General features: G+C 56.9%; 19 protein-coding genes and 2 tRNA genes. 8 read left to right on the forward strand and 13 right to left on the reverse strand.

From position 1 onward, the window contains the following. Positions 1–50: 50 nt before the first annotated feature. Both citC and citG read left to right on the forward strand, forming a co-directional pair. Entirely contained in the window at positions 51–1,091 is a 1,041-nt protein-coding gene (gene citC / locus ACTQ3R_RS13115) for a [citrate (pro-3S)-lyase] ligase (protein ID WP_441779658.1), read from the forward strand. A 12-nt stretch (positions 1,092–1,103) separates the two neighbouring features. Then, complete coding sequence (citG, locus tag ACTQ3R_RS13120; protein ID WP_441779659.1) at positions 1,104–2,501, forward strand: triphosphoribosyl-dephospho-CoA synthase CitG; 1,398 nt, start codon at positions 1,104–1,106, stop codon at positions 2,499–2,501. A gap of 150 nt (positions 2,502–2,651) precedes the next feature. On the opposite strand, the gene ACTQ3R_RS13125 is transcribed toward citG, so the two are convergent. After that, positions 2,652–3,551, reverse strand: coding sequence for a dihydrodipicolinate synthase family protein (locus tag ACTQ3R_RS13125; protein WP_441779660.1), 900 nt, complete (start codon positions 3,549–3,551; stop codon positions 2,652–2,654). After that, the gene (locus tag ACTQ3R_RS13130) at positions 3,545–4,249 is read right to left on the reverse strand and encodes an SDR family oxidoreductase (RefSeq protein WP_441779661.1); all 705 of its coding nucleotides are present in this window, start codon (positions 4,247–4,249) and stop codon (positions 3,545–3,547) included. Before ACTQ3R_RS13130 ends, ACTQ3R_RS13125 begins: the two co-directional genes overlap by 7 nt. Before the next feature lie 51 nt (positions 4,250–4,300). Here ACTQ3R_RS13130 and ACTQ3R_RS13135 point away from each other — a divergent pair, with 51 nt between their 5' ends. The 4 genes from ACTQ3R_RS13135 (at position 4,301) to ACTQ3R_RS13150 (ending at position 7,754) form a co-directional block, all read left to right on the forward strand. Beyond that, positions 4,301–4,750: a hypothetical protein gene (locus tag ACTQ3R_RS13135; protein ID WP_441779662.1), complete on the forward strand. Its 450-nt coding sequence runs from the start codon at positions 4,301–4,303 to the stop codon at positions 4,748–4,750. After that, complete coding sequence (locus ACTQ3R_RS13140) at positions 4,737–6,179, forward strand: DUF4340 domain-containing protein (RefSeq protein ID WP_441779663.1); 1,443 nt, start codon at positions 4,737–4,739, stop codon at positions 6,177–6,179. Before ACTQ3R_RS13135 ends, ACTQ3R_RS13140 begins: the two co-directional genes overlap by 14 nt. A gap of 207 nt (positions 6,180–6,386) precedes the next feature. After that, entirely contained in the window at positions 6,387–7,049 is a 663-nt protein-coding gene (locus ACTQ3R_RS13145; RefSeq protein ID WP_441779664.1) for a cytochrome c biogenesis CcdA family protein, read from the forward strand. Positions 7,050–7,058: 9 nt separating this feature from the next. Then, entirely contained in the window at positions 7,059–7,754 is a 696-nt protein-coding gene (locus tag ACTQ3R_RS13150; RefSeq protein WP_441779665.1) for a TlpA family protein disulfide reductase, read from the forward strand. A 41-nt stretch (positions 7,755–7,795) separates the two neighbouring features. On the opposite strand, the gene ACTQ3R_RS13155 is transcribed toward ACTQ3R_RS13150, so the two are convergent. The 8 genes from ACTQ3R_RS13155 to prfB all read right to left on the reverse strand — a co-directional run bounded on the left by ACTQ3R_RS13155 (position 7,796) and on the right by prfB (position 20,412). Next, positions 7,796–8,350, reverse strand: a complete 555-nt coding sequence (locus tag ACTQ3R_RS13155; protein WP_441779666.1) for a hypothetical protein — start codon at positions 8,348–8,350, stop codon at positions 7,796–7,798. Further along, on the reverse strand, positions 8,347–10,767 hold the full coding sequence (locus tag ACTQ3R_RS13160) for a glycoside hydrolase family 3 C-terminal domain-containing protein (protein WP_441779667.1): 2,421 nt from the start codon (positions 10,765–10,767) through the stop codon (positions 8,347–8,349). The genes ACTQ3R_RS13155 and ACTQ3R_RS13160 overlap by 4 nt, the downstream gene beginning before the upstream one ends. A gap of 82 nt (positions 10,768–10,849) precedes the next feature. Beyond that, positions 10,850–13,759, reverse strand: a complete 2,910-nt coding sequence (locus ACTQ3R_RS13165) for a glycoside hydrolase family 3 N-terminal domain-containing protein (protein WP_441779668.1) — start codon at positions 13,757–13,759, stop codon at positions 10,850–10,852. A gap of 236 nt (positions 13,760–13,995) precedes the next feature. Next, positions 13,996–15,312: an ATP-binding protein gene (locus tag ACTQ3R_RS13170; RefSeq protein ID WP_441779669.1), complete on the reverse strand. Its 1,317-nt coding sequence runs from the start codon at positions 15,310–15,312 to the stop codon at positions 13,996–13,998. Then, on the reverse strand, positions 15,309–16,022 hold the full coding sequence (locus ACTQ3R_RS13175) for a LytR/AlgR family response regulator transcription factor (RefSeq protein ID WP_441779670.1): 714 nt from the start codon (positions 16,020–16,022) through the stop codon (positions 15,309–15,311). Before ACTQ3R_RS13175 ends, ACTQ3R_RS13170 begins: the two co-directional genes overlap by 4 nt. 233 nt (positions 16,023–16,255) lie before the next feature. Further along, the gene (mgtE, locus tag ACTQ3R_RS13180) at positions 16,256–17,626 is read right to left on the reverse strand and encodes a magnesium transporter (RefSeq protein ID WP_441779671.1); all 1,371 of its coding nucleotides are present in this window, start codon (positions 17,624–17,626) and stop codon (positions 16,256–16,258) included. A 451-nt stretch (positions 17,627–18,077) separates the two neighbouring features. Next, the gene (locus ACTQ3R_RS13185) at positions 18,078–19,181 is read right to left on the reverse strand and encodes a DUF3048 domain-containing protein (RefSeq protein WP_441779672.1); all 1,104 of its coding nucleotides are present in this window, start codon (positions 19,179–19,181) and stop codon (positions 18,078–18,080) included. Between the two features lie 109 nt (positions 19,182–19,290). Next, a complete protein-coding gene (prfB, locus tag ACTQ3R_RS13190) occupies positions 19,291–20,412 on the reverse strand; it encodes a peptide chain release factor 2 (protein ID WP_441779673.1) in 1,122 nt (373 codons plus the stop codon). A gap of 427 nt (positions 20,413–20,839) precedes the next feature. Here prfB and ACTQ3R_RS13195 point away from each other — a divergent pair. Then, positions 20,840–20,926, forward strand: a tRNA-Leu gene (locus ACTQ3R_RS13195). A 3-nt stretch (positions 20,927–20,929) separates the two neighbouring features. Further along, positions 20,930–21,005: transfer RNA gene (locus tag ACTQ3R_RS13200), tRNA-Met, on the forward strand. 170 nt (positions 21,006–21,175) lie between these two features. Here the strand turns inward: ACTQ3R_RS13200 and tnpC are convergent. The 3 genes from tnpC to ACTQ3R_RS13215 all read right to left on the reverse strand — a co-directional run. Beyond that, complete coding sequence (gene tnpC, locus ACTQ3R_RS13205; RefSeq protein WP_418771488.1) at positions 21,176–22,774, reverse strand: IS66 family transposase; 1,599 nt, start codon at positions 22,772–22,774, stop codon at positions 21,176–21,178. Between the two features lie 19 nt (positions 22,775–22,793). Then, entirely contained in the window at positions 22,794–23,321 is a 528-nt protein-coding gene (tnpB, locus tag ACTQ3R_RS13210) for an IS66 family insertion sequence element accessory protein TnpB (RefSeq protein ID WP_441779674.1), read from the reverse strand. A 653-nt stretch (positions 23,322–23,974) separates the two neighbouring features. After that, on the reverse strand, positions 23,975–24,181 hold a 207-nt coding region (locus ACTQ3R_RS13215), incomplete at its 5' end, for a hypothetical protein (RefSeq protein WP_441779675.1).

The following is a 24,181-nucleotide window of genomic DNA, read 5'->3' on the forward strand; positions in this document are numbered from 1 at the left end:
CACACAGGGGCTGTGTTCCGTCCCCGTATTTTTAAAAAGGAGGAGTCCTCATGGCCTATACCCTCAGTGAGATCCGCCCTGACGACAAGCGCGGCCACACAAAACTCCGCGCCCTGCTGGAGGGGGAAGGGATCACCCTGGACGGCAATCTGGACTACACCTGCGGCCTGTTTGACGAGGACTACCAGCTGGTGGCCACCGGGAGCACCTTTGGGTGCACCCTGCGCTGTTTTGCGGTGGACCACCGCCACCGGGGAGAGGGTCTTTTGAACCAGGTGGTCTCCCACCTGATGGAGCGGCAGACGGAGCGGGGCATCTTCCACCAATTTGTCTATACCAAGTGCCGCAGCGCCAAATTCTTTCAGGACCTGGGCTTTTATGAGATCGCGCGGGTGGAGGATACCCTCTCCTTTCTGGAAAACCGCCGGGGCGGTTTCTCCTCCTTCTGCCAAAAGCTGGAACGGGACCGCCGCCCCGGTAAGTCGGGGGCCATCGTTATGAATGCCAACCCCTTCACTCTGGGCCATTTGAGTCTTGTGGAGCGGGCAGCGGATGAATGCGACACGGTACACCTTTTTGTTCTCAGTGAAGAGCAAAGCCTGGTGCCCTTTCCAGTACGCTGGAAGCTGGTCCAGGAGGGGGTGGCCCACCTGTCCAACGTGATCTGCCATCCCAGCGGGCCCTACATGATCAGCTCCGCTACCTTCCCCAGCTACTTTTTAAAGGATGAACAGGCAGTCATTACCGGCCATGCCAAGCTGGACCTGGCCCTCTTTGGTCCCATAGCCCAGGCTCTGGGGATCCAAGTCCGTTATGTGGGGGAGGAACCCCGAAGCCTGGTCACCGGACTTTATAACCAAATCATGGCCCAGGAACTTCCCAAAGCTGGGATACAGTATGTGGAGCTCCCCCGCCTCCAGGCAGGCGGGCAGCCCATCAGTTCCAGCGCAGTCCGTCAAGCCATCCACGATGGACGCCTGGAGACCCTGCGGGACCAGCTGCCTCAGACTACCTGGGACTTTTTTCACTCCTCTCAAGCCCAGCCCGTCATTGATGCCATCCGCAGCAGTGCGGAGGTCATCCACTACTAAAGGAGGGTCCCTATGGATCACGCCATATCCCTCATGGAGATGCTCCGCGCACGGGAGGCCCGTGCCATGCGCCAGCAGCAGCTGTTGGAGGAATATCAGCTTCCCGTTATCTCCTTTTGCCTGAACATCGCCGGACCGGTGAAAAATTCCCCCGTCCTCCGCCGGACCTTCCGGGAGGGGCTGGAGCGGCTGGCGTGTGCTTTGCTGGCCGGTCGGCTTGACATCATGCATCGTGAAGAAGTGGACGAGCCCACCGGCTGCGAGGCGCTGTGGGTCGTACAGGGAGACGGGCGGACCGTGAAGGAACTGTGTGTGGAGCTGGAGGACCGGGACGCTCTGGGCCGACTTCTTGATCTGGATGTCCTGGACCCGGTGAACGGCAAGTGGGACCGTACCCAGTTGGGGCAGCCGCCCCGGAAGTGTCTGGTGTGCGGCAAGGCGGGCAAGGGGTGCGCTTCCCGCCGCCTCCACACGGTAAAAGAGCTCCAGTCAGCCACCCAGGCCATTATAGAGGAATATTTTTCAAAAAAAGACCAGATGGCTCTGGGCAGCCTGGCGGCCAAAGCACTGCTTTATGAGGTGTGCACCACTCCAAAGCCCGGCCTGGTGGACCGCGCCAACAACGGCAGCCACCGGGATATGGACATGTTTACCTTTTTGGACAGCACTGCCGCCCTGCTGCCCTACTTTGAAGAGGCAGTGCGGCTGGGTCAGGAGACGAGATCGCTTCCGCCGCAGGAGACCTTTCGCCGTCTGCGGCAGGCCGGCGTGGCCGGAGAACGCGCCATGTTTCGGGCCACCCATGGAGTCAATACTCACAAGGGGGCGGTGTTCACCCTTGGAACCGTGTGTGCCGCCGCCGGACGGCTGTGGACGGCAGAGGGCTTCTCTCAGAACCCGGAGACTATCCTGGCTGTGTGCGGAGCGATGAGCACCCAGGCGGTAGCGGCCGATTTTACCGCCATCCACTCCGGTAAACCTCTCACAGCCGGCCAGCGTCTCTATTTGGAGCAGGGTCTGGAAGGCATTCGGGGGGAACTGGCCCGCGGCCTGCCCGCCGTAGCCCAGATCGGCCTGCCCATTCTCCGGGCACACCTCGCACAGGGCGCCTCTTTGGAACAGGCGGGGGTACAGGTATTGCTGGCCCTCATGGCCCAGGTAGTGGACACCAATTTGATTGCCCGCGGCGGTCGGGAGGGCCAGCAATGGGCGATGGAGAAGGCCAAAGCTTTGACACAGGGCAGAACCGTATCCCGCTGGGAGGCGGAAGACTTGGACCAGGCACTGATCAAACGCAATCTCTCCCCCGGCGGCTGCGCTGACCTGTTGGCCATCACCTATTTTTTGCATTTTATGGGCAAATGCAGCCCCCCGCCTTTTGGGCCGGGTGCCGCTTTGGATCATTTATAACCATTTAAAATATGGATATCCCTTTCGTGTCTCCATTGGTATAATGAAGCACCCCACGGATTTGTCTGTATCAATACAAACGAATCCGTGGGGTGCAAATTGCTTTTTAGGGTCTTTTATCCCATTCCATGGGATTTGGTGCACAAGGTGTTAAACTGCCTCCAGCGGCATTTTCAGCAGCTCTTCCACAGCCTTTTTCGCCGTTTCATCCAGGGGACGGAAGGGAGCGCGGCAGAATCCACAGTCCACGCCCCGCACGGTCCAGCCGTACTTCATGGCATTGAAGATTCCAACCTTTACCGTGGCCTCTACCCGCAGGTTGATGGCGTGCTGCCACCGATAGGCAAGGGCCATATCCCCCTGGTCAAAAGCCTCACGCACCTTGTGGAACAAGGGGGCAAACAGGTTGACCGTGGTGCCGATGGTGGCACAGGACCCCATGGACAGGGCTCCCAGCAGCTGCTCATCAAAGCCATTGATCAGAGCCTTGCCTGGGAAGGCCTGGCCCATCCGCTCCAGGCTGTACAGGTTGGTAGAGGTGTGCTTAATGCCCACAATGTTCTCGTTTGCCAGCAGCCGCCCGGCATTGTCCTTGGAGAACTCTACCCCGGTAAACTGGGGGATGTTGTATACAATGGCAGGCACATTGGGGATCGCCCGGATGACATCCTCATAGTAGCCCATGATCTCATCCATGGAAAACTTATAGTAATAAGGCGGGATCATGGACACGGCCAGGGCCCCGGCGGACATCGCGTGCTGGGCCAAGTCAATCACATCGGCAGTACGGATGGTACCCACATGGGAGATTACCGGAACACGGCCATCGGCCGCCTTCAGGGTGTGCTCCAGCACCTTTTTCCGCTCCTCCAGGGTGAGCAGCAGTCCTTCACCGGAGGAACCGCAGCAATAAAATCCCTCAGCGCCGTCTTGGATCTGGCGCTCTACGATCTCCTCCAGCGCCTCATAGTTGACACTCTCGTCCTCCCGCGTAGGAGTAATGAGTGCCGACCAAATGCGCCGGAACTGCTCCGGTTTTACATTTACCATGCGGTCCAGCCCCCATCAATCACCAGATTCGAACCGGTCATAAAGGAAGAAGCCTGGGAGGCCAGGAAAATCAGAGCACCGTTGTACTCATTCTCCTGAGACATTCTGCCCATGGGCATTCTGGCACAGAAGTTGGCCTGGAAGGTGGCGTCCTGGGTATCCCGCCGCACACCGGCGGGGGTCAGGGTGTTTACCCGGATGCCGGACTTGCCCCAATAGGTAGCCAGGTAACGGGTCAGGTTATAAACGCCGGACTTTGCGGCGGAATAGGCCACGGGCTTGATAAAGGGCACGCCGGTCAATTCCTTCTTGTAGGCGTAGATGTCCTGAATGGGGGAGAGCATACCGTAGATGGAACCCACATTGATGATGGAGCCGCCCTTGCCGGCCTTGACCATCCGGGCGCCAACCGCCTGGCAAGCCAGGAAGGTGCCAACCAGGTTTACGTCCACCACCTCGCGGAACACTTCCTCGGGGAAGGTCTCAAAGGGGCCGGACACCTCGGGAGGCGCAGAGGGCTGGGTGTCAATACCGGCATTGTTCACCAGTACGTCGGGGGCGTCATTCCAGGCCGCCTCCATATCATCCAGAGCAGCCTCCAACGTAGCCTTCTGGTTGATATCCACAGAGTAAAATCTCAGCTTGGGATCATGGAGGGCCTCCTCCCCCAGCGTCTTGGCAATACGCTCGTCATTCATGGTGCGGCCCCAGACCGCTACCCCATCCTCCCCCTGGCTCAGGGTATGACTGTGGATGGCACCGCCTCCGGCGCCACGGTGACCGAGCTGCTCACCACTTCGGAAAGCTCCTTCAGCAAGCTCTCCGGCTATGATATGTCCACCTATGAGAAAGAGGACGGCGATATTGACGGTCCCTTTGCCGTGGGTGTATCTGTGGAGTGCACCAGCGGCGGGGAGATCATCTGGTTCTCCTCCTCGGCCTTCCTGGATGATATGTACAACGCCTACTCCTCCGGCGCCAATGTGAATCTGACCACCAACGCCCTGTCCTCCCTGGTGGGAGAGAGCGAGGCTATGGCCATTCGAAGCAAATCCCTGAACTACAATTACCTCACCATCAGTGAGTCCACCTCCTCCCTTTTGAAGGTGACCATGATCGGCGTATTCCCCTTGTTGTACCTGGGGATCGGCATCTATGTGGTGCTGAGGAGAAGGAGGATGCAGCATGAAACGGTTTAAGCGTCTCTATGTGCTCATGGGAATTTTAGCAGTGGCCTGCGTCATTACTTTTGCTGTGAGCCAGTATGAAACCTATAAGGAAGATATCCGCAACAGCGATGAGATCATTTTGGAACTGTCTCCGGACAGTGTGCAGACGCTCTCCTGGGAATACGATGGCCAGACGCTGGCTTTCCACCGGGAGGAGGAGACCTGGACCTATGACGAGGACGCAGCCTTCCCCGTGGACCAGGAGAAAATCGGCAGTCTTCTGTCCCTCTTTGAACAATTCGGTGTCTCCTTTATTATCGAGAACGCGGAGGACCTGGGCATGTATGGCCTGGATGACCCCGTGTGCACCATCAACCTGACCTTGTCCGATGAACAGACCTACGCCATTACTCTGGGTGATTTCAGCACTATGGATTCCCAGCGGTATATCTCTATTGGAGATGGGAACGTCTATCTGGTCCAGACAGACCCCCTGGATTATTTTGATCTGGAGCTGCGGGACCTCATCGACCAGGATGACGTGCCCTCCCTGACCGATGTACAGGAGATCCGCTTCTCCGGTACCGAAACCTACACCGTCACCTATGAGGAGGACAGTCCCAACGCCTACTGCGAGGAGGACCGCTATTACACCCAGCAGGATGGGGAGGTTCTCCCCCTGGATACCAGCCGGGTAGAGGACTATCTCAATCTCATCCGCTATCTGGATCTCACCAACTATGTGACCTACACCGCAGAGGATGAGATGCTTGCCCAGCTGGGACTGGATGATCCTGAGCTGGTCATTTCGGTGGACTATACGGAAGAGGACGAGGACGGCAACGAAACCGCCTCCACCTTCCAGCTCAGCGTCAGCCGGGACCCCGAGGAGCGCCAGGCCGCGGAAGCGGCCAAAGCCGAGGCCGACCAGAGCGATGACGCCCAGACCGACGAGGACAGCGAAGAAGAGGAAATTACCGCCTACGTTCGGGTGGGCGACTCCAAGATTCTCTATCAGATCACCGGGGACGAATATACCTCTCTCATGGCCGCCTCCTATGACGACCTGCGCCATCTGGAGGTTCTCCCCGTCGATCTTGAGAAAATGACCAGCCTGGACATCTCTCTGGACGGAGCCGATTATACCATTACCGTCCAGGGGGATGGGGACGATGCCACCTATCTGCTGGGCGAAGAGGAAGTGGAGTTTGACGATGTGCTCTCCGCCATGGAGGCCCTCAGCGCCGACTCCTTTACCCAGGAACAGCCCACCGGCCAGGAAGAGATCCGCTTCACGGTCTATCTGGACCGGGAGGAGCTTCCCTCTATGGAAGTGGCTCTCTACCGCTACGACGGAAGCTTCTGTCTGGCCCAGGTAGATGGGCAGAGCGTGTCCCTGGTCCCCCGCAGCGACGTGGTGGATCTCATCGAAGCCATCCGTGCCATTGTATTGAACTAACCCTTTCCAAAGATCCGGGTCCCCTGTACTTCAGGGGCCCGGATCTTTTTTCTGAAGGTGATGTCATCACAGAAAGGGCTTGACAGCTCGGGTATACTAAAAACAATCACAGCCATATCTGTTCCAGGAAAGGAAGCGACTATGAACCTTTTTGTCAAACATTCACCGCCGTCCAAATTCTCCCGCTTGAGAAGGAGGGGCTAATCTATGCAATATCTCATTGTATTTCTGGAGGGGATCATCACCTTCATCTCCCCCTGTCTGTTGCCCATGCTGCCCATCTACGTCTCCTACTTTGCCGGAGGCGGAGAGCGCTCCACCAGCAAGACGCTAAAGACGGCCCTGGGCTTCGTGCTGGGCTTCACTCTGGTCTTTGTAGCCATGGGGGCCCTGGCCGGGACGGTAGGGCACTTCCTAAAAGCCCACCAGACCGCCGTCAACCTGATTTCCGGTCTTGTGGTCATCTTCTTCGGGCTGAACTTTTTGGGGCTTATCAAGCTCAACCTCTTCCATGGCAGCAGCCGGGCCATGAACACCCGCAGCCTGGGCTTTTTCTCCGCCATGACCTTTGGGGTCATCTTTTCTCTGGGCTGGACGCCCTGTGTGGGCGCCTTTTTGGGTTCCGCCCTGGCCCTGGCTTCCCAGCAGGGCCATGTACTCAGCGGCGTGCTCATGCTGCTGTGCTATTCGCTGGGGCTTGGGATCCCCTTCCTGCTTAGCGCAGTACTCATTGACAAATTGAAATCCACGTTCAACTGGATCAAGTCCCACTACCAAATCATCAACCGCATCAGCGGCGGCGCCCTGGTCCTGGTGGGCATCCTCATGGCTACCGGAACGCTGGGGCGGCTCATCGCCCTGCTCAGTTAAGGAGGCACTATGAAAGGAAATAAAACCTTTTTTGTTCTGGCCCTGGTATTCGTCCTGCTGTTGGGCGGGGCCTATGCGCTCTACCAGCGCCTGTCCCCCGGCCAGGCCGGAGACAACCTGGCCATTGCCGGTTCTTCTGCTCAGAGCGGCACAGACACTTCCTCCAGCTCCACCAGTCAAAGCGATGCCGACCGCTCCCAAAGCCCATCCGGCAGCACGGGTTCGCAAAGCGAATCCTCCAGCGCCGGCACCCAGAGCAGCCAGGAGGAGGGAGAACCGGAGTTGACCCTTGCTCCAGACTTTACGGTTTATGACAAGGAGGGCAACGAGGTCCACCTCTCCGACTTTGTGGGCAAGCCCATCGTCCTCAACTTCTGGGCCAGCTGGTGCTCTCCCTGCAAAAGTGAGATGCCCGACTTCAACCAGGCTTATCTGGATTACGGAGAAGAGGTCAACTTCCTCATGGTCAACATGACCGATGGAAGCCGTGAGACCGTGGAGTCGGCCTCCGCCTTTATCGAGGAGCAGGGATATGAGTTCCCGGTTTTCTACGACACGGACTATGACGCCGCCCTCACCTACGGAGCCTATGCCCTGCCCACCACCTATTTCATCGACGCGGAGGGCTACGGCGTGGCCTGGGCCCAAAGTGCCCTCAGCGCGGAAAACCTCCAGAAGGGTCTTGACATGATTCTCCCCCAATAAGCAAAAAAGTCCGGAATCCTGTGGATTCCGGACTTTTTCTTTTACGGTTTGTTGGCCTCGCCCTCGGGGAAGATGACCTTGTTCACAAAGAAGAAGATCACCATGGAGATGCCTCCGTTGAGGACGACGGTACCGATGTTGTAGATGAAGGCGGGGACAAACAGCCCGGCCACCGCCATCCAGATGCAGTTGATGGAATTGACGATGCAGGTGATGATGCAGAAGGCGATCACATACCACATGATCTGATAGGCCAGGTTTCCTTTGCTGCGGAAGACCAGGTTGCGCTGGAGGGGGAAGTTAATGCACTCGCCCACTACCATAGCCACCATGTAGGCGCAGAAGTAGGGCAGGCCCCCGTGGTCCACATCATAGCCCAGGATGTTCCACTGGAAGGTCTCGCCGAACAAGGTCACGGGAATACCGGGCCAGCCGAAATCCACCATAGGAAGCCCCGCAAAAGCGGCAGGCAGGAAGGTCAGCAGAATGTACTTAAAGACGGTGATCACGTTGCTGACAATGACAAACAATCCGCCCTCCCGGATCCACTTGGCCGCGGCGGGGTGGTCGGCCGCAAAACGATTCCAAAAATTCACAGCTGCTTGCTCCTCTCCTTGACGGCCTTCCGGTTGGCAAAGAAACCGCCGATGGTCTTGCCCGCGCCCCGGAAGAAATGGCCGTTGCAGATGTCCAGGATGGATGCAGCCATTTCCATGGTCACCATTCCGCCGGTCATCTTGGCCAACGCCCGGAAGGGCATATTTTGAATAAACAGGATATTCAGGTCGGGGCTCCCCTTCTCCTCACTTTTCTGCTTCTTCCGGGCCAAAATCTTCCCGGCGGTGCGGGCCACAGGGTTTTTGGCATAGAAGAGCTGAGACAGGGAATCGTTCATAGTCAGTGCCGCCTTGGTATCCCAATCACGGCGGGGAATGGGACGGCCCAAAAGGGTCTGGAACTGGCTATCGGGGACATTCTCCACCTGGCCCATATAGTAGCTGGCCAGTTTCTCCTTCTGATAGGGGATCTCTGCTCCGGTGCCCGCCACCTCCAGCTGCGCCTTCAGGGACAGCTTTTCGGCGTTGGGGCCTACGGAAATGGTGTAAGTGCCGCCCTCCACCTCCCAGCGCTGGGTCTTTACATTGAAATAGCGGAAGGCCTTGTCATCCAGGGGAATGGTCACGGTCTTGATCTCTCCGGGGTTCAGCTTGACCTTGGCAAAGCCCTTCAGCTCCAGAGCCGGGCGGAACAGGGCGCTGTCCTTCATGGTCACATAGACCTGGGCCACTTCAGCGCCGGCCCGGTCACCGGTGTTGGTCAGGGTAAAGGAGACCTCCTTTTCCCCCACCTTCAAATCGGAATAGGCAAAGGTGGTGTAGCTTAGGCCAAAGCCGAAGGGGAAACGCACCTTTTTGCCCACCGTCTGATAGTAGCGGTAGCCCACAAAGGGGCCCTCCCGGTACTCCGCTGTGCGCTGACGGCCGGGGAAATAGTTGTGGTTGGGGGTATCGGTATAGACCATGGGATAGCTCTCTGCCAGATGGCCGGAGGGATTGACCTTGCCGGTGAGCACATCGGCCATGGCCCCCGCCCCCGCCTGTCCGGGCAGATAACCGTGGAGCAGCGCCTTGCACTTCTCCAGCCAGGGGATCTCCACCGGGCTTCCTCCCGCCAACACTACCACCACATTGGGGTTGACGGAGGCCACAGCGGTGAGAACCTCCTCCTGGTTTGCCGGCAGGCGCATATGCTCCCGGTCCATGCCTTCGCTCTCGGAAATTTCAGGCAGACCCATATAGAACAGCACCACCTGGGCATTCTGCGCCAGCCCCACAGCGGCGTTCAGCAGCTCCGGGTCTCTCTTCCCGTCCCGGCGGTAGCCCTGGACCTGTCCCATGAGCTCCAGACCGCTCTCCCGCAGCGCGTCCACGGGCTTATCCAGTCTTGTGCAGTTGACCATGGAGGAGCCAGCCCCCTGGTACCGGGGCTCCAGGGCCATATCACCGATGACGGCCACATGGGTTCCCTGGGCCAGCGGGAGAATGTTGTCCTCATTTTTCAGCAGCACCGCCGTCTGGGCCGCCACAGACCGTGCCAGGTCGTGGTGGGCCTGCTGGTCAAAGGAGGCGTTCTCTTTGGAGGTGGCGGGGTGGGTCCACAGGACCACATCCAGCAGCTCATCCACCCGCTGATCAATGATTTCCTCGGTGATGCGCCCATCCTTCAGGGCGGCAAAAATCTCCTTGTCGCTGTCGCCGATGGTGCCGGGCATCTCCAGGTTGCTGCCCGCCTTCACGCCCTCCACATGGTCGTTGGAGCCGCCCCAGTCGGTGACCACAAAGCCATCAAAGCCCCACTCCTCCCGCAAAACCTGGGTGAGCAGCCAGTGGCTGTCATTGGCATAGGTACCGTTCAGGCGGTTATAGGAGGACATGATGGACCGGGGATGGCCCTCCTTCACGGCGATCTCAAAGCCGGTGAGGTAGATTTCCCGCAGGGTCCGCTCATCCACCACACTGTCGCTGGACATGCGCAGCAGCTCCTGGGAGTTGGCGGCAAAGTGCTTGGGGCAGGCGGAGATACCGTTTTGCTGGATGCCACGGATGAGGCCCGCGGCCATTTTTCCCGCCAGGTAGGGGTCCTCGGAAAAATACTCAAAGTTCCGGCCCCCCAGAGGGCTGCGCTTGATATTGAGTCCAGGTCCCAGAAGGGTACCAACCCCCTGGCAAGCAGCCTCTTCCCCGATGGCTGCCCCCATCTCCTGGGCCAAATCGGGGTCCCAACTGTTGGCAAGGCCCGCGGCGGTGGGAAAACAGGTGGCGGGCAGGCTGGGGTTCAGTCCCAGGTGGTCCCCCGCGCCTGCTTGACGGCGCACCCCGTGGGGGCCATCGGAGAGCACCATGGAGGGCACGCCCGCCTGTGAAAATTCATAGGTGCTCCAAATGTCCCGGCCGGACAGAAGAGCGACCTTCTGCTTCAGGGTCAGCTTGTTTAAGATGTCTTCGTGCTTCATAGGTCCAGCTCCTCGTTTGGTCAGGGGCGGGCCACTCCATAGGAATGGCCCGCCCGCGGTTTAATTCCGGCTTGAGGACCGCTTAGTCCTCGATCTTCTTTGCCTTTTTCACAATGGCCACGGCGCCGGCCACAACGGCCAGGCCGATGACCACATCAGCGCCGATGAGCATCTTCTGCCAGGTCTGCATACCGGGGTTCAGGTTCTCCTCGGTGTAGGCGCGGGAGTTGACCACGGTGTACAGGATGTTCTTGGAAGCCTGGCGCATGGCCAGCACAGAGGTAGCGCTCTCGGTGTCGGTGACGTGGTTGGTCTCGGTATCATAGTTCACCAGACAGAAGTCGGTGCCGCCCCGGATGGCCTGGTCGGCATCCATGTAGCCGTACACGCCGAAGTAGTCGGTGAGCACCATACCCACAAAGCCCCACTCGTCCCGGAGGACCACGTTGCACAGCTCGTTGTTGGCGCCGGTCCACTGGGTACCGATGTAGTTAAAGGAGGACATGACGGCGTCGGCACCGCCCTCCTTGACGGAGATCTCAAAGGGCTTGAGGTAGACCTCGCGGATGGCCTGCTCGTTGGACCAGGTGCACAGCATGCTGTTGCGGTTGCCCTCCTGGTCGTTGAGGGCGTAGTGCTTGATGTAGGCGTACACGCCGAACTCCTCCGCGCCCTGGATGGCCTGGGCGGCGATCTTGCCGGACAGGAGGCTGTCCTCGGAGTAGTACTCGAAGTTACGTCCTGCAAAAGCGGAGCGGTGGATGTTCATAGCGGGAGCGTACCAGCCGGAGGTATCCATCTCGTCGGCCATCTTACCGATGCTGCGGCCGAACTCTTTGGCCAGATCGGGGCTCCAGGTGGCGGCGATCATCACGCCGGCGGGGAAGCCCACAGAGCCCTGGCCGGTGAAGTTGTTGTTGATGGAGGCAGGACCGTCGCAGTCGTAGGTCTGAACCTTGTCAATGCTGGCGATGGGGGCAGTCTGATAGCCGCCGTAGGCGATGAGGGAATCCATCTCGGAGATGGTCAGCTGATCCAGCAGCTCATCCCACTTGGGATCGTCATAGGCCACACCCCGCAGGTCCACCAGCTTCAGGCCGTTCTTGGCGCCGGTGGTGGGCATCACGTCGTCGGGGTTATTGTACTGGGTGGGGTCGTAGTTGTTGTTGTTGATAAAGGCAGCCTTGCTCTCCTCGTCCAGAGACAGGTTGGTGGGAGCGGCAGTAGCCTCGGCGTAGTTGGCAAAGCCATTGGCCCGGCTGAGGTAGGTGGCGTTGCCCTCGGCAAAGCCGAACTGGTTGGTGGCAGGGGTCTTGTCGCTGCTGCGGCCGTCCTTGTAGGAGATAGTCTCAGGCACGATGTACTGCTCGGAGTCCAGAACGGTGTGGGAATCAGAGTTGATGGAGATGGTGTACACACCGCCCTCCAGCACATAGGCGCCCTCGCCGTAGGTGTCGTAGGAGGCCATGTCCTCCAGCTTGATGGTAAAGCTCAGAGTCTCGGAGGCACCGGGCTCCAGGGTCCCGGTCTTGTCGAAGGCAACCAGGTTGGCGCTGGCCTTCTCAATGCCGCCATTGGTGTAGGGAGGATTGTAGTAGACCTCCACCACATCCTTGCCGGCCACAGAGCCGGTATTGGTGACGGTCACGTCAAAGGAGAGGGTACCGTTTTCCAGGTCCTCGGTGAGCATGCTCATCTCCTGGGTGAAGGAGGTGTAGCTCAGGCCGTAGCCAAAGGGGTACTGCACGGTGGCGTCATAGTCGATGAGGCCCTCCACAGCGGCGGTCTCATAGAACTTGTAGCCCACATAGATGCCCTCCACATAGTTGACGAAGGCGGGAGTGGCGTTCTCATTGAAGCTGCCGCCAGCCAGGTACTCGTCCATGTTGTCATAGTAGAAGGCGCCGAAGTTGTTCCAGGTGGGAGTCTGGGTCAGGTCGTAAACAAAGGTGTCGATGAGCTTGCCGGAGGGGCTGACAGTGCCGTTGAGGATGTTGCCCAGGCCGTTGAAGCCGCCCTGGCCGGTACCGGCGCACCAGATCACAGACTGGATCTGCTCATAGTCCTCCACAAAGCCCAGCTCAAAGGGGTTGGCGCCGTTGTAGAGCACGATCACCTTGTCAAAGTTGGAGCACACCAGGTCCAGCAGCTCCTCCTCACGGTTGCTGAGCTCCAGGAAGTGGTCGCCCTCGTCCCAGTCGTTGCCCTCGTTGAGGCTGTCGTCATAGGTGCCGTTGAAGTAAGCGGAGTCGCCGCCCACGGACTGCTCGCTGTTCCAGGTGCCGTTCACCACAGAAGCCATATCAGTGGGCAGGTCGGCGCCCTCGCCGCCTACACGGCCGATGACCACCATAGCGGTGTCGGAAAAGTCCTTGGCGTTCTGGATCATCTCATCGGTGTAGAGGTTCACATTGGGCTCAGGCAGGGTCCAATCCTGGGCTTTCATGCCCACAGAGGGGCGGTCAGCCTTGTAGTCGATGTAGAACTGGCTCAGTTCTTCATTGGTGGTAAAGCCAGCGTTGGCCAGGCCCTCCAGCAGGGTGGTGGTGTGGTAGGCGTCGTTCAGGGAGCCGGAACCGGTACCGCCGTACACGGGGTTGGTGGAGGCCCAGCCGAAGACGTTCAGGTTGGTATTGGCCTGGAGGGGCAGGGCGCTGTTGTCGTTCTCCAGCAGCACGATACCCTCCTCGGCGATGTCCTCCACCAGAGCGGAAGCCTCGGCAGAGGTCTCCTCACTGATGGTACCGCCGCCGGTAGCCAGGGAGATCATGGTGAACATCGGTCCCGTGCAAATGAGATTGACGATGACGGCCACAGCCAGGATCATGGCCATGGCGGTCTCACCCCGTGCCAGGAACTTCTTGCTCCGGGGCAGCTTGCGCACGGCGACCATGATCGCAATGCCCAGCACGAGCACGACGGCCAAGGCGATCAAGTGATACTTGACCGAGTCCAGTACCTTGATGACGTCGTCCATGTTGATACTTAACATTTCATCTTCCTCCTAATCCATTTTGAGCGCAGAGTTCACACGTCGCGTCTCTTGATGGAACGATCATAACAGAAATTTACCCTCTTTTTTCATAAGGCGCACAAATTGACTGTTTTTTGGCGCAAACGGTTTTTCTCGTTGTGCTCATCTCACAAAAAATATGAATAATATTTGTCCATTTAGCTAACAGCCCAAAAAAATGTGCCGGAGTCCCCTTCCGGGGCTCCGGCACATTGTTAGGTTTCGTTTTTGGGAATGGGGATCAGAATATTCATCACAAACCATTTGTCCCGGACCTCCATGGTCACCGATCCGCCGTATTTCTGGGCGGTGTAGCGGATGCTCTTCACCCCATAGCCGTGGTAATCGGCATCCTGTTTGGTGGTCACGGGCAGGCCATCCCGGAAGGACACCTCCTCGGGACAGTAATTTTCACAGCGGATGATGAGAAAATCCTTGTGGGAATATACCGCTACATGGATCAGCCGCTTCTCCTTCTCTTGGATCCGCAGCTCACACTCAATGGCATTGTCCAGCATATTGCCGAACACGGTGCAGATGTCCATGACATCCATAAAACCCAGCTGCGCCCCGTCCGCCACACAGGTCAGCTCAATTTTGTGCTTGGCACAGTAGAGGCTCTTGCCGGTAAGCACCGTGTCCAGCACGGAATTGCCCGTTTTGTTCTGGGCCTCATAGTTGCGGATCTCCTGTTCCATTCCATCCAGAAAATCGGAGCGTTTCTGGGCGTCGGGCTCAGCCCGAAGCACGGCGATCTGGTGCTTCAAATCGTGATATTTCCGGTTGATGAGATCAATGCTCTCCCGGCTCTGCCGGTACTGAACATATTGATTTTGCAGGATATTCTTCACCGCATCCAGCTCATGCTGGACCCGCAGCTCACCGCGCTGGATGTGATAGGCATAGAGCATCACCACGCCGGACAAATCCACTAGGGTGCGGATGTTGTAAACATCGCTGATGTAGCTGCCGCTGAACGGGGTATTGGCATAGACAAAGCTCAGATTGCTCATGGCAAAGCAGGTGATCCCCATGACCAGGGCGGGCCAGAGCTCCTGGGGCCTTACCGCCAGGGTGGGGTACTGCATAGACCCACGGCTCTCCAGGCGGTACATCAGGAAAAATACCGCTCCATAGACTGCGATGGCAAAAACCGCCGAGTAAACCAAGCTATCCTTTCCCAGCCGCAGCGCTCCGTAGGCATAGAGCTGCCACTCCAGAGAGGCGGCAAACTCCGCCAGAAGGAAGGCCCGCACCGTGCAGTAGCCCACGCTTGCCAGGGACAGGTTACAGCACAGGGCAATGCAGCCAAACATCATCCCCACTGCCACCGCCATGCAGGGAATCCACAGGGCCACCGGCCAGGAACCGGTCACATAGAGGAAGAGACTCTGTATCACCAGAAACAGCCCCAGAACACTCCACAGCCTCCAGCCCTTCAGGCGCTTTTCATATTTTAGGATATAGACCAGACACGCTCCCCACTCTGCCAGTGCGGTGAGCACCCGTGGGATGCTGGGCACCACGTTCATCGTCCCACCCCGCTGACATAATTGGTCAAAGCCTCTAAAAAGGCACTTTTCCGGGTGCGGCTGATGATAAGCTGCTCCCCATGGATCAGCACACACCCGTCCCGCACGCCGTCCACATGCTCCAGGTTCACCAGATAACCCTTATTGCTGCGGAAAAATCCGTGGTTTTTCAGATCCTCTTCCGCTTGCTGGATGGTACCTCCCGCCGCGGCGTGATCCCCCGTCCGGGTATGGTAGATAAGCTGATGGCCCCGGCTCTCCACATAATAAATGTCCCGCACGGCCAGTTTCATGGCCCCGCCCTTTACGGGGATGGTCAGGTAGGCGGCCTCCCGGCGGTTAATCCGCTGAACGGCCCGGCTCAGCCGCTGAGAAAAGGCGAAATAATTCACCGGCTTTAATACATAGTCCAGGGCATCCACCGCATAGCCCCGGATGGCATACTGGGCCATATTGGTGATAAAAATAATGATGACCTCTGGGTCCTGCCGGCGGATCATCTCTGCCGCAGTCATTCCGTTCAGGAAGGGCATCTCCACGTCCAGCAGGATAATATCAAACTGGGCCTTGTAGCGCTCCACCAGCTCGTCCCCATCGTGATAGACCGTCACATCACAGTTCTGGCCGTTCTCTCGGGCAAAATCATCAATATATTGGCAAAGCTGCCTGGTACAGTCTCTGTCATCGTCAGCCACCGCGATCCGGATCATGTGTTTTGCCCCCTCCCGTTTGAATAACAGTATAACCAGTATACCGGAGGAAATGTGGGATTGCAAGACACACAAAGGGCATTTCTCCTACTTTTTCCATAAAAAAGTCCCGGCAGAGCATAGCTCTGCCGGGACAATTTTCTCTGATTCATGGCGGGTCAGTCCATGGCCCCGCGCCAGATGGGCAATGGTGCGGTCATAGATTCTTTCTCCTTCCGCCGTTCCAGACTGGGTCAAATGCCCAGCACACAGGTAGCAATGCTGAAATAAATCAGCAGCGACAGGGCGTCCACCACCGTGGTAATAAAGGGAGCGGCCATTACAGCGGGGTCAATGCCGATTTTTTCCGCGGCCATGGGCAGCGTACAGCCTACTACCTTGGCGCAGATGACCGTCAGCATCAGGGTCAGGCACACCACCAAAGCCACCGGCACAGTCACCTCGGGGTTATTCATCAGCCACCAGTCCACCACCATCATCTTCACAAAATTGGCCGCACCCAGGCACACGCCGCACAAAATGGCCACACGAACTTCCTTCCACACCACGGACATCACGTCGGAAAACTCCACCTCGTCCAGAGACAGGGCGCGGATCACCGCCACCGAGGACTGGGAACCGGAATTTCCGCCGGTACCAGAGAGCATGGGAATGAAGGATGTAAGCACTACGCATGCGGCCAGGGCCGACTCAAAGCTTGTGATGATGATCCCTGTAAAGGTAGCCGAAAGCATGAGCATCATCAGCCAGGGGATACGGGAACGCCAGGTCTCAAACACCCCGGTTTTCAGATAGGGCTTGTCCGAGGGGAGAATAGCGGCCATCTTTTCGAAGTCCTCGGTGGTCTCCTCCTCGATAACGTCCATGGCGTCGTCGAAGGTAATGATACCCACCAGGCGGTTTTCCCCATCCACCACAGGCAGCGCGGACAGGTCGTACCGGGAGAACATCTGAGCCACGTCCTCCTTGTCCTCGTGGGTGTTCACAGACAGGACGTTGGTCTCCATAATGTCGCCGATCCGGGTCTCATAGGCGGAAAGAAGCATCCGCTTCACCGTCACCACGCCCAGCAGGATCCTGTTTTTGGTGACGTAACAGGTATATACCGTCTCTTTGTCCAAGCCTACCTTTCGAATCCGGGCAAAGGACTGCTCCACGGTGGCATCCGGATGAAGGAAGACAAACTCCGTGGTCATAATGGAACCAGCGGAATCTTTTGGATAATTAAGCAGCTGATTGATCTGGCTTCGGGTAGATGCATCGGTATTGCGCAGAATACGGGAGACCACGTTGGCGGGCATATCCTCAATGATGTCCACCGTATCGTCCAGATAGAGTTCGTCCAGAACTTCCCGCAGCTCCTTATCACTCAAAGCGCCGATCAGCTTCTCCTGGTCCTCACTATCCTCCAGATAGGTAAACACCGCTGCGGCCAGCTCCTTGGGCAGCAGGCGGAACACCAGGATCTCCTGCTCCACCTCCAGCTCGTCCAAAAACTCAGCGATGTCCACCTCATTCATCTGGGCCAGCTCCTCCCGCAGGCGGCGGAACTGGCGTTTCTCTACCAGCTCCATGAGCAGCTCCAGATCGTAATTTTCATGCATGGCAAATTCCCCTCCCCAAAATTTGCGTCCAAGCGCAAGACAAAAGGCCACGGGGCATGGGAGAACCTTTGGAAAACGGTCAGCATATGGCCGCTTTCCAAACGCGCTCCGGCCCTGTGGCCGCACACAGACAGGGAATCCACAAAGCGTTACACTTTGGGACGATCCATTCCGGCGGTGATGCAGGAGCCATACCGCCAAGGCCCCGGCTTCACCGCCTGTCGTCTGTGACAGCGGCTATCTGCATCGCAGCTATAACTTCGGCCTTCCATGTTTGGCCCCCACTTCCTTTCGTCTCAATTTTGGGTTGCATGCCCACAGTTTCCTGCAAGGCACAAGCTCCACCCGGTTCGTCCTCAGAGGCCGCCGGGTGAAGCTATTGTACCATTCTTTCTCCCCTCTTTGCAAGAGGCCGCAGGGTCTCATTTCGGTTAAATTCTGGGAAAATTCCTCAGTTCCACTCCACCTGGGCGGAGGATTTCACTACGTTGATGTAACTGTTCCCCGGCTTCAGAAAAACCTCTCCTCCGCTTGCTCCAACAAAGCCATAGCAGCCGTTTTTACTGTCCCGCTGCCAGGTAATGGGGTAGACCTGTCCGTCCCGAAGAAGGAGACCATCTCCCGTTCCCGTAGTCCGTACGGACATCCGCCCGGCGGAGTCCCCGGCAATCACCGAGATATCCGTGTAGAGCACCAACACATTGGATACCAGCACCGCTTCCCCGGTGTTTCCATCCACATAATCCCGGTTCTTTCCGTTGATATGTTGAGAAATGCTATACTGTCCGCTCTGCTCATCATAGGTGAAGTACCCGGTCTTATAGGTGGAGAAGGGCACGGTCAGCGCTGTGGCCGCCTCTCCCCCGGCGGGCGTTTCCTGGTCAAAGGTCCACCCCACCTGATAGCCTTCCTTGTGCTCCTGACGGAACCACGAGGGCATCTGCTCTACAAGGTTCGTGCTGGAGGTGAGCAGGGAATGCTCATATCCGGCGCTGGCCCGGCGCTGCTGATCCCGCCAGCTGTCCACCCCACATGGCCCGTTGACAAAGTCGATGGCGTTGACCCCCCAGCCCTTGATGGCCTCATAGGCTTGGGGGCTTCCTCCCGCGTGGACATAGATGGCGTCGTGGCCATAGGCCAGATTCACATAGTAGTCCCGTGCCGAGCGGATGGAACCCAGGTCTCCTACCCCCTGAATGTCCTGGAACAGGGCCATCATCCGGGTAATGCCCCCTTCCGCCACGATTTCGTAAATCACATCCGCCTGCCCTACGCCCAGCTGGGGCAGAGCCTTTTCCAGATTATTAAACATCACGGCAATGGGCCGCTTCCCGCTGATGTCCTCCATCAGCCCCTCCCCCGTCAGGGGGTTGGTATAGGGATAGACCGGCTCGGGCTCCGGTTCTTCTACCGGCTCCGGTACAGGGGCAATCACCGGAATGTCTTCCGACTGGGACCCCGACTGGGAAGCGGCCGCTTCCTTGCTTGCACAGGCAGTAAGTGCCGCCAAAAGCAGTCCCAAACACACCAACCAAACCAGTTTGCCTTTTTTCATTGCCGTCCCTCCCAATCTCTGTTTCTTCTTCCATCATACCGTTTTGTCCCAGGGCCTGTCAACCAAAAAAAGGATATTCGCCCAGGCGGACGAATATCCTTTTTCCACATTATTTGGTAGCCCAATTTCCGGTGGCCTCGGCGGTCAAATAGGCGTTAATAAAGCCGTCCAGATCGCCGTCCATGACGGAATTGATGTTGCTGGTTTCATAGGCGGTGCGGTTGTCCTTCACCAACTGGTAGGGCATGAACACATAGGAGCGGATCTGGCTGCCCCACTCGATTTTCAGCTGCACACCCTTCAGGTCGGAAATCTTCTCCGCCTTTTCCTGCATCTGCAGCTCCACCAGCTTGGCACGGAGCATTTTCATACAGTTATCTTTGTTCTGGAACTGCGAGCGCTCCTGCTGGGAGGCCACTACGACGCCGGTGGGCTTGTGGATCAAGCGCACGGCAGAGGAGGTCTTGTTGACGTGCTGGCCGCCGGCGCCGCTGGCCCGGTACACCTGCATCTCAATATCCTCAGGCCGGATCTCGACCTCCACATCCTCAGGCAGATCGGGCATGACCTCCACTGAGGCAAAGGAGGTCTGACGCCGGGCATTGGCATCAAAGGGGGACACCCGGACCAGGCGGTGCACACCGTGCTCCCCCCGGAGATAGCCGTAGGCGTTGACTCCTTCGATCATAATGGTGGCCGACTTGATCCCCGCCTCGTCTCCCTCCTGATAATCCATGATCTGGTAGGTAAAGCCGTGACGCTCGGTCCACCGGGTGTACATCCGGTAGAGCATCTGGGCCCAGTCCTGGGCCTCAGTGCCGCCCGCACCGGGATGGATGGTCAAAATCACGTTGGAGCGGTCGTACTCCCCGGTGAGCAGGGTCTCCAGCCGGGCGGATTCCATATTGGCCTCCAACTGAGCAAAGCCCTCCTCCAATTCGGGCAGCAGGGATTCATCTTCAAACTCATTGCCCATCTCGCACAGGGCCATCAGATCATCCCACTGGCGCTGGCGTTTGTTCTGGCTGTCCACCTTGTCCTGGAGGTTCTTGATCCGCTGCTGCACCTTTTGCGCTTTTGCAAGGTTGTCCCAAAATCCATCGGCCGCAGATTCGGCCTGAAGCATATCAAGTTCCCGCTCCGCACTCTCCAAATCCAGTGCCTGAGCCAACTCCTTCAGGGCGGGAGCCAGGTTGTTCAATTTTACCTTGTATTCATCAAACTGGAGCATAACTGTCCCACTCTTTCTTTTAAATTCCGATTTCAGCCCAATTATTATATATGAATGGCCTGGAATTGTAAAGAAAAACCTGTTCTTTACGAAAAAAGCCGTCTCTCCTTTTGAGAGACGGCCTTTTTTATCGGTCGCTGATCAGCCATCCCTCTCCACGAAAGATAAGATCATCCAAATCATCCTTTCGCTCTCCGGCAGAAATGGCACTTTCAGGCAGCAAAATCTTTTCATCACCCATATGTCTGACTCCTCCAATGGTAAAGTTGTGATATACATATCAGTATATGTAAGGCATCGGGAAATATGTGTACGTTTCCATACAACAATCCAATGCAATTTTAAAAAATTTTGTACTTGACACAGGGACATATTTATGATAGTCTATTTAAGCACTCTGAAAGGAGCAGACCGGAAGCCACCCTATGCCGGAGTGGCGGAATTGGCAGACGCCCGGGACTTAAAATCCCGTGGGAGCGATCCCGTGCCGGTTCGATCCCGGTCTCCGGCACCATATCGCGGGATAGAGCAGTTGGTAGCTCGTCGGGCTCATAACCCGGAGGTCGGAGGTTCGAGTCCTCCTCCCGCAACCACATTGTGCGACCAAAAAAGATATCGCACCGAAAAAGCCCGGAACCATGCGGTTTCCGGGCTTTTTTCGTGTCCAAATTTTACTGCACAAGAAAAAGATATCAGTAAGCGTAAAATAGAGGAGGACACCTCAGGAAAGAGCAAGACTGCCATTTTTCACAAATGGCAGCCTTTATCTGCATATAGACTGGGCCGTTTCCTCCCATGGGAGGCAAGCTTCCGGGGAATAGCCGTGAGGGAGTCGTTCCAGTAGGAAGTTTAAATAGTGGAAAGGCCGCAGGCCATTCGCTTTGGCCGTCTCAACAATGGAATAGATCGTTGCACTGGCATTGGCGCCATGAGGTGTGTTGCAGAACAACCAGTTTTTTCTTCCAATGGCAAAGGGACGTACCGCACGCTCCGCCCGGTTATTAGACAGCTCCAGCCGTCCGTCCAGAAATATATTCATCAGCCAGTCCCGTTGATTCAGGGCATAAGTCAACGCCGTACCAAACATACTTTTTGGTACGGGATTTTTCTCCTGTTCCTCTCTCACCCAGGCGAAAAATTCTTCTGCCACCGTTCTGGAGCGTTCCATCCGGGCGAAAAATCTTTCCTGAAAAGAAAGTCCCTGTTTTGCGTAATCTTCTTCCAGATGGAACAGCTTATTGCAGTACTCCAGACCGACCTGAGCTGGAGAGCGTGCCCGGATATCTTTCGGAAGCGTTTTCAACGCATCCGTGAATTTTCGTCTCATATGTGCCCAGCAGCCCGCAACTGTGATCTCCTGCGGCAATTTGCAGTGGTATGCCTCATACCCATCTGTATGTAGCAGCCCAGTGAAGCCCTGCAGAAAATTGCTTGCACACACACCGGAGCGGCTGGGCTGGTAATCGTACAGCACCACTGGGCTTACCGCATCGCCGGATGTCCGATATACCCACACATAACTCTTTTGCCTGGCCTGCCTGCCATCCTCCCGCAGCACAGTCAACGTGGTCTCGTCCGCGTGGAGGATCTCACTCTTCAGCAGCTCCTGGTGCAGAGCATGAAAAAGGCTGGGGAAATAATGCTGATACGCATAGATGATCCAATTGGACATGGTTTGCCGGGAAATCGACAGCCCCCTCCGCTGCAGCTCCTGTTCCTGCCGGTAAAGGGGAAGGGCCAACGTATACTTGCTGTTCATAATATGGGCCAACAGGCTTGGTGAAGCCACCCCGCTTCCAGGAATCAGTGGGGCGGGAACCTCGCTTTTCCGCAGAAAGACATGGTCGCTGTTCCTTTCACAGCACCTGCACGCATATACCGTCTGTACATGTTCCACCACTTTATATTGCGCGGGAACATAGGCCAGTTCCCGGCGCAGCACCTCATGACCGCAGGCATGCAGTTTCCCGCCGCACTCCAAACAGACCTGTTCGGCTTCCGGCAGTTCATGGATGACTTGTTCCACGGGAAGGCCAGAAAAATCCAGTTCCCGTTTTCCTTTCTGCTTCCTCCGCTTATATGTGACCTGCTCCAGTTCTGGTTCCGGCATCTTTGCACATGACTCCGATTCCGCCTCCTGGAACAGCGACACCTGTTCCAGGATCGCCTGTGTCTGTTCGCTGGACGCACCAAAACGCTGCCCTCGCGCAAGCCGAAGCTGCTGTGTCAGCCAGTCGATCTGCCGATGCAGGAATGCGATTTCATCTTCTTTTTTATCCAGCAGCGCGCGCCACTCCGCTGGGCTTCTCTCTTTTGTTTTCATACTTAAATTATAGCAAAAAAGTGCCGTGATTTCAATCATCACAGCACTTTTCTGCTTTTTAGATATCTTTCTTATGGGACTTGAACGGCACAATAGATCGACTCAGAAGATATGTAAACTCTTTCTCGCTGATCTCGACCACACGGCCAGACTCTCCTTTCGGCCAGGGGTATGTGCCGCTCTGGGCCCGCCGTTTCCCCTGTTGAAAGCTCTGACCATCCCATTCAATATATTTCAGCATACTGCCCGTTCCGTCACGGAACACATACACGCTTCCATCGTATGGATCACACCGCAAATGATAGCGGATGATCGCGGTCAATCCATCCAGGCCGGTGTACATGCTGGTCGTTCCGCATACAAGACGGACTCGCTTCCCACGCACACCGCTTTTGTTCGCTCTGGCGGCCTGTGTCAGCTTTTCCAGCCATAGCTGGGTATCTGCGGCACTGATCCGGTGGCTGCCTTTGTGAAACCCCCGCAAAGCGTACCGGCCTGCTGCCGCACATTCCCGGCTGCAATAGGTCCGCTCCACCCCAATGGTGGTGGCGATCGGCCGGCCGCACCACTGGCAGGTCCCTTCCACATGTGTCTGGTCCATCGCCAACAGGTAACAAAACCGGCTGCAATATTTCTGGCCTTTTTGCTTCCCTGGCAGCGGTGCTCCACAGGTCGCACATGTCTCCGCCGGTTCTTCTATACTGGGATTCGCTTTGTGATACGCCGCCCACCATTCGATCCTACACGGGTCACTGCAGAACCGCCGTTGTTTCCCTGTTCCCCATTCTGCCTGAAACTCTTTCCCGCAGTTGGGACAGATCGCTTTTGTTTGTTCTCTTGCCTGCCGTCGTTCCATGACCTTACGAGCATGATATTTGACCCGGCATTGGTCACTGCAAAACCGCCTCCGCCGTCCCCGTTCTCCACTCTGCTCCACGATATCTCCACAGCCTGGGCAGATATCTACTGGCACATCATAATGCCGCTTGGCGTTATGATATTTGTGCCGACATACGTCACAGCAAAATTTCTGCCGCGTGATATGACACGTTGGCTCAAACGGCTGCCCGCAGTTCAGGCACTGCAAAATTCGCTTTTCCTCACTCATGACCTCTCTGCCCCCTGTCTTTTTACTCCCATCTTACCACAGGGGGAAAGGTCCTCCTCTATTTTACGCTTACAGATATCATCCGGCCTTTCCCCTATGGGGTGAGGACTTGAACTAAATCCCGGCGCTTTTCAGCCCGCTTTCGAGGTGAAAATACGGAAATAATTCGTGTTCTCCAAAAAATATTTTGTTAATTTTTTGTGAACGAAGTGGATTGTACCAAAATGTGACATTAAGGTCAAAAGGGAGGTTTTGAAGTTAGCGCAGCTAATGTTAGGCCTGTTTTGCTGCTCCAAAACAATATCATACCAATAAAAATTGCCTGCCGGCCCTCTATA

It is taken from the genome of Lawsonibacter sp. LCP25S3_E2 (assembly GCF_052117285.1).
GTDB lineage: Bacteria > Bacillota > Clostridia > Oscillospirales > Oscillospiraceae > Lawsonibacter.

Coding starts and splice junctions, on each gene's coding strand:
- ACTQ3R_RS13130 (WP_441779661.1), bottom strand. CDS start 4,249: ATGAATGACGAGCGTATTGCCAAGACGCTGGGGGAGGAGGCCCTCCAT.
- ACTQ3R_RS13165 (WP_441779668.1), bottom strand. CDS start 13,759: ATGTTAAGTATCAACATGGACGACGTCATCAAGGTACTGGACTCGGTC.
- mgtE (WP_441779671.1), bottom strand. CDS start 17,626: ATGCATGAAAATTACGATCTGGAGCTGCTCATGGAGCTGGTAGAGAAA.
- ACTQ3R_RS13185 (WP_441779672.1), bottom strand. CDS start 19,181: ATGAAAAAAGGCAAACTGGTTTGGTTGGTGTGTTTGGGACTGCTTTTG.
- ACTQ3R_RS13150 (WP_441779665.1), top strand. CDS start 7,059: ATGAAAGGAAATAAAACCTTTTTTGTTCTGGCCCTGGTATTCGTCCTG.
- ACTQ3R_RS13125 (WP_441779660.1), bottom strand. CDS start 3,551: ATGGTAAATGTAAAACCGGAGCAGTTCCGGCGCATTTGGTCGGCACTC.
- ACTQ3R_RS13140 (WP_441779663.1), top strand. CDS start 4,737: ATGAAACGGTTTAAGCGTCTCTATGTGCTCATGGGAATTTTAGCAGTG.
- ACTQ3R_RS13175 (WP_441779670.1), bottom strand. CDS start 16,022: ATGATCCGGATCGCGGTGGCTGACGATGACAGAGACTGTACCAGGCAG.
- ACTQ3R_RS13170 (WP_441779669.1), bottom strand. CDS start 15,312: ATGAACGTGGTGCCCAGCATCCCACGGGTGCTCACCGCACTGGCAGAG.
- citG (WP_441779659.1), top strand. CDS start 1,104: ATGGATCACGCCATATCCCTCATGGAGATGCTCCGCGCACGGGAGGCC.
- ACTQ3R_RS13160 (WP_441779667.1), bottom strand. CDS start 10,767: ATGAAGCACGAAGACATCTTAAACAAGCTGACCCTGAAGCAGAAGGTC.
- ACTQ3R_RS13145 (WP_441779664.1), top strand. CDS start 6,387: ATGCAATATCTCATTGTATTTCTGGAGGGGATCATCACCTTCATCTCC.
- prfB (WP_441779673.1), bottom strand. CDS start 20,412: ATGCTCCAGTTTGATGAATACAAGGTAAAATTGAACAACCTGGCTCCC.
- citC (WP_441779658.1), top strand. CDS start 51: ATGGCCTATACCCTCAGTGAGATCCGCCCTGACGACAAGCGCGGCCAC.
- tnpC (WP_418771488.1), bottom strand. CDS start 22,774: ATGATTGAAATCACGGCACTTTTTTGCTATAATTTAAGTATGAAAACA.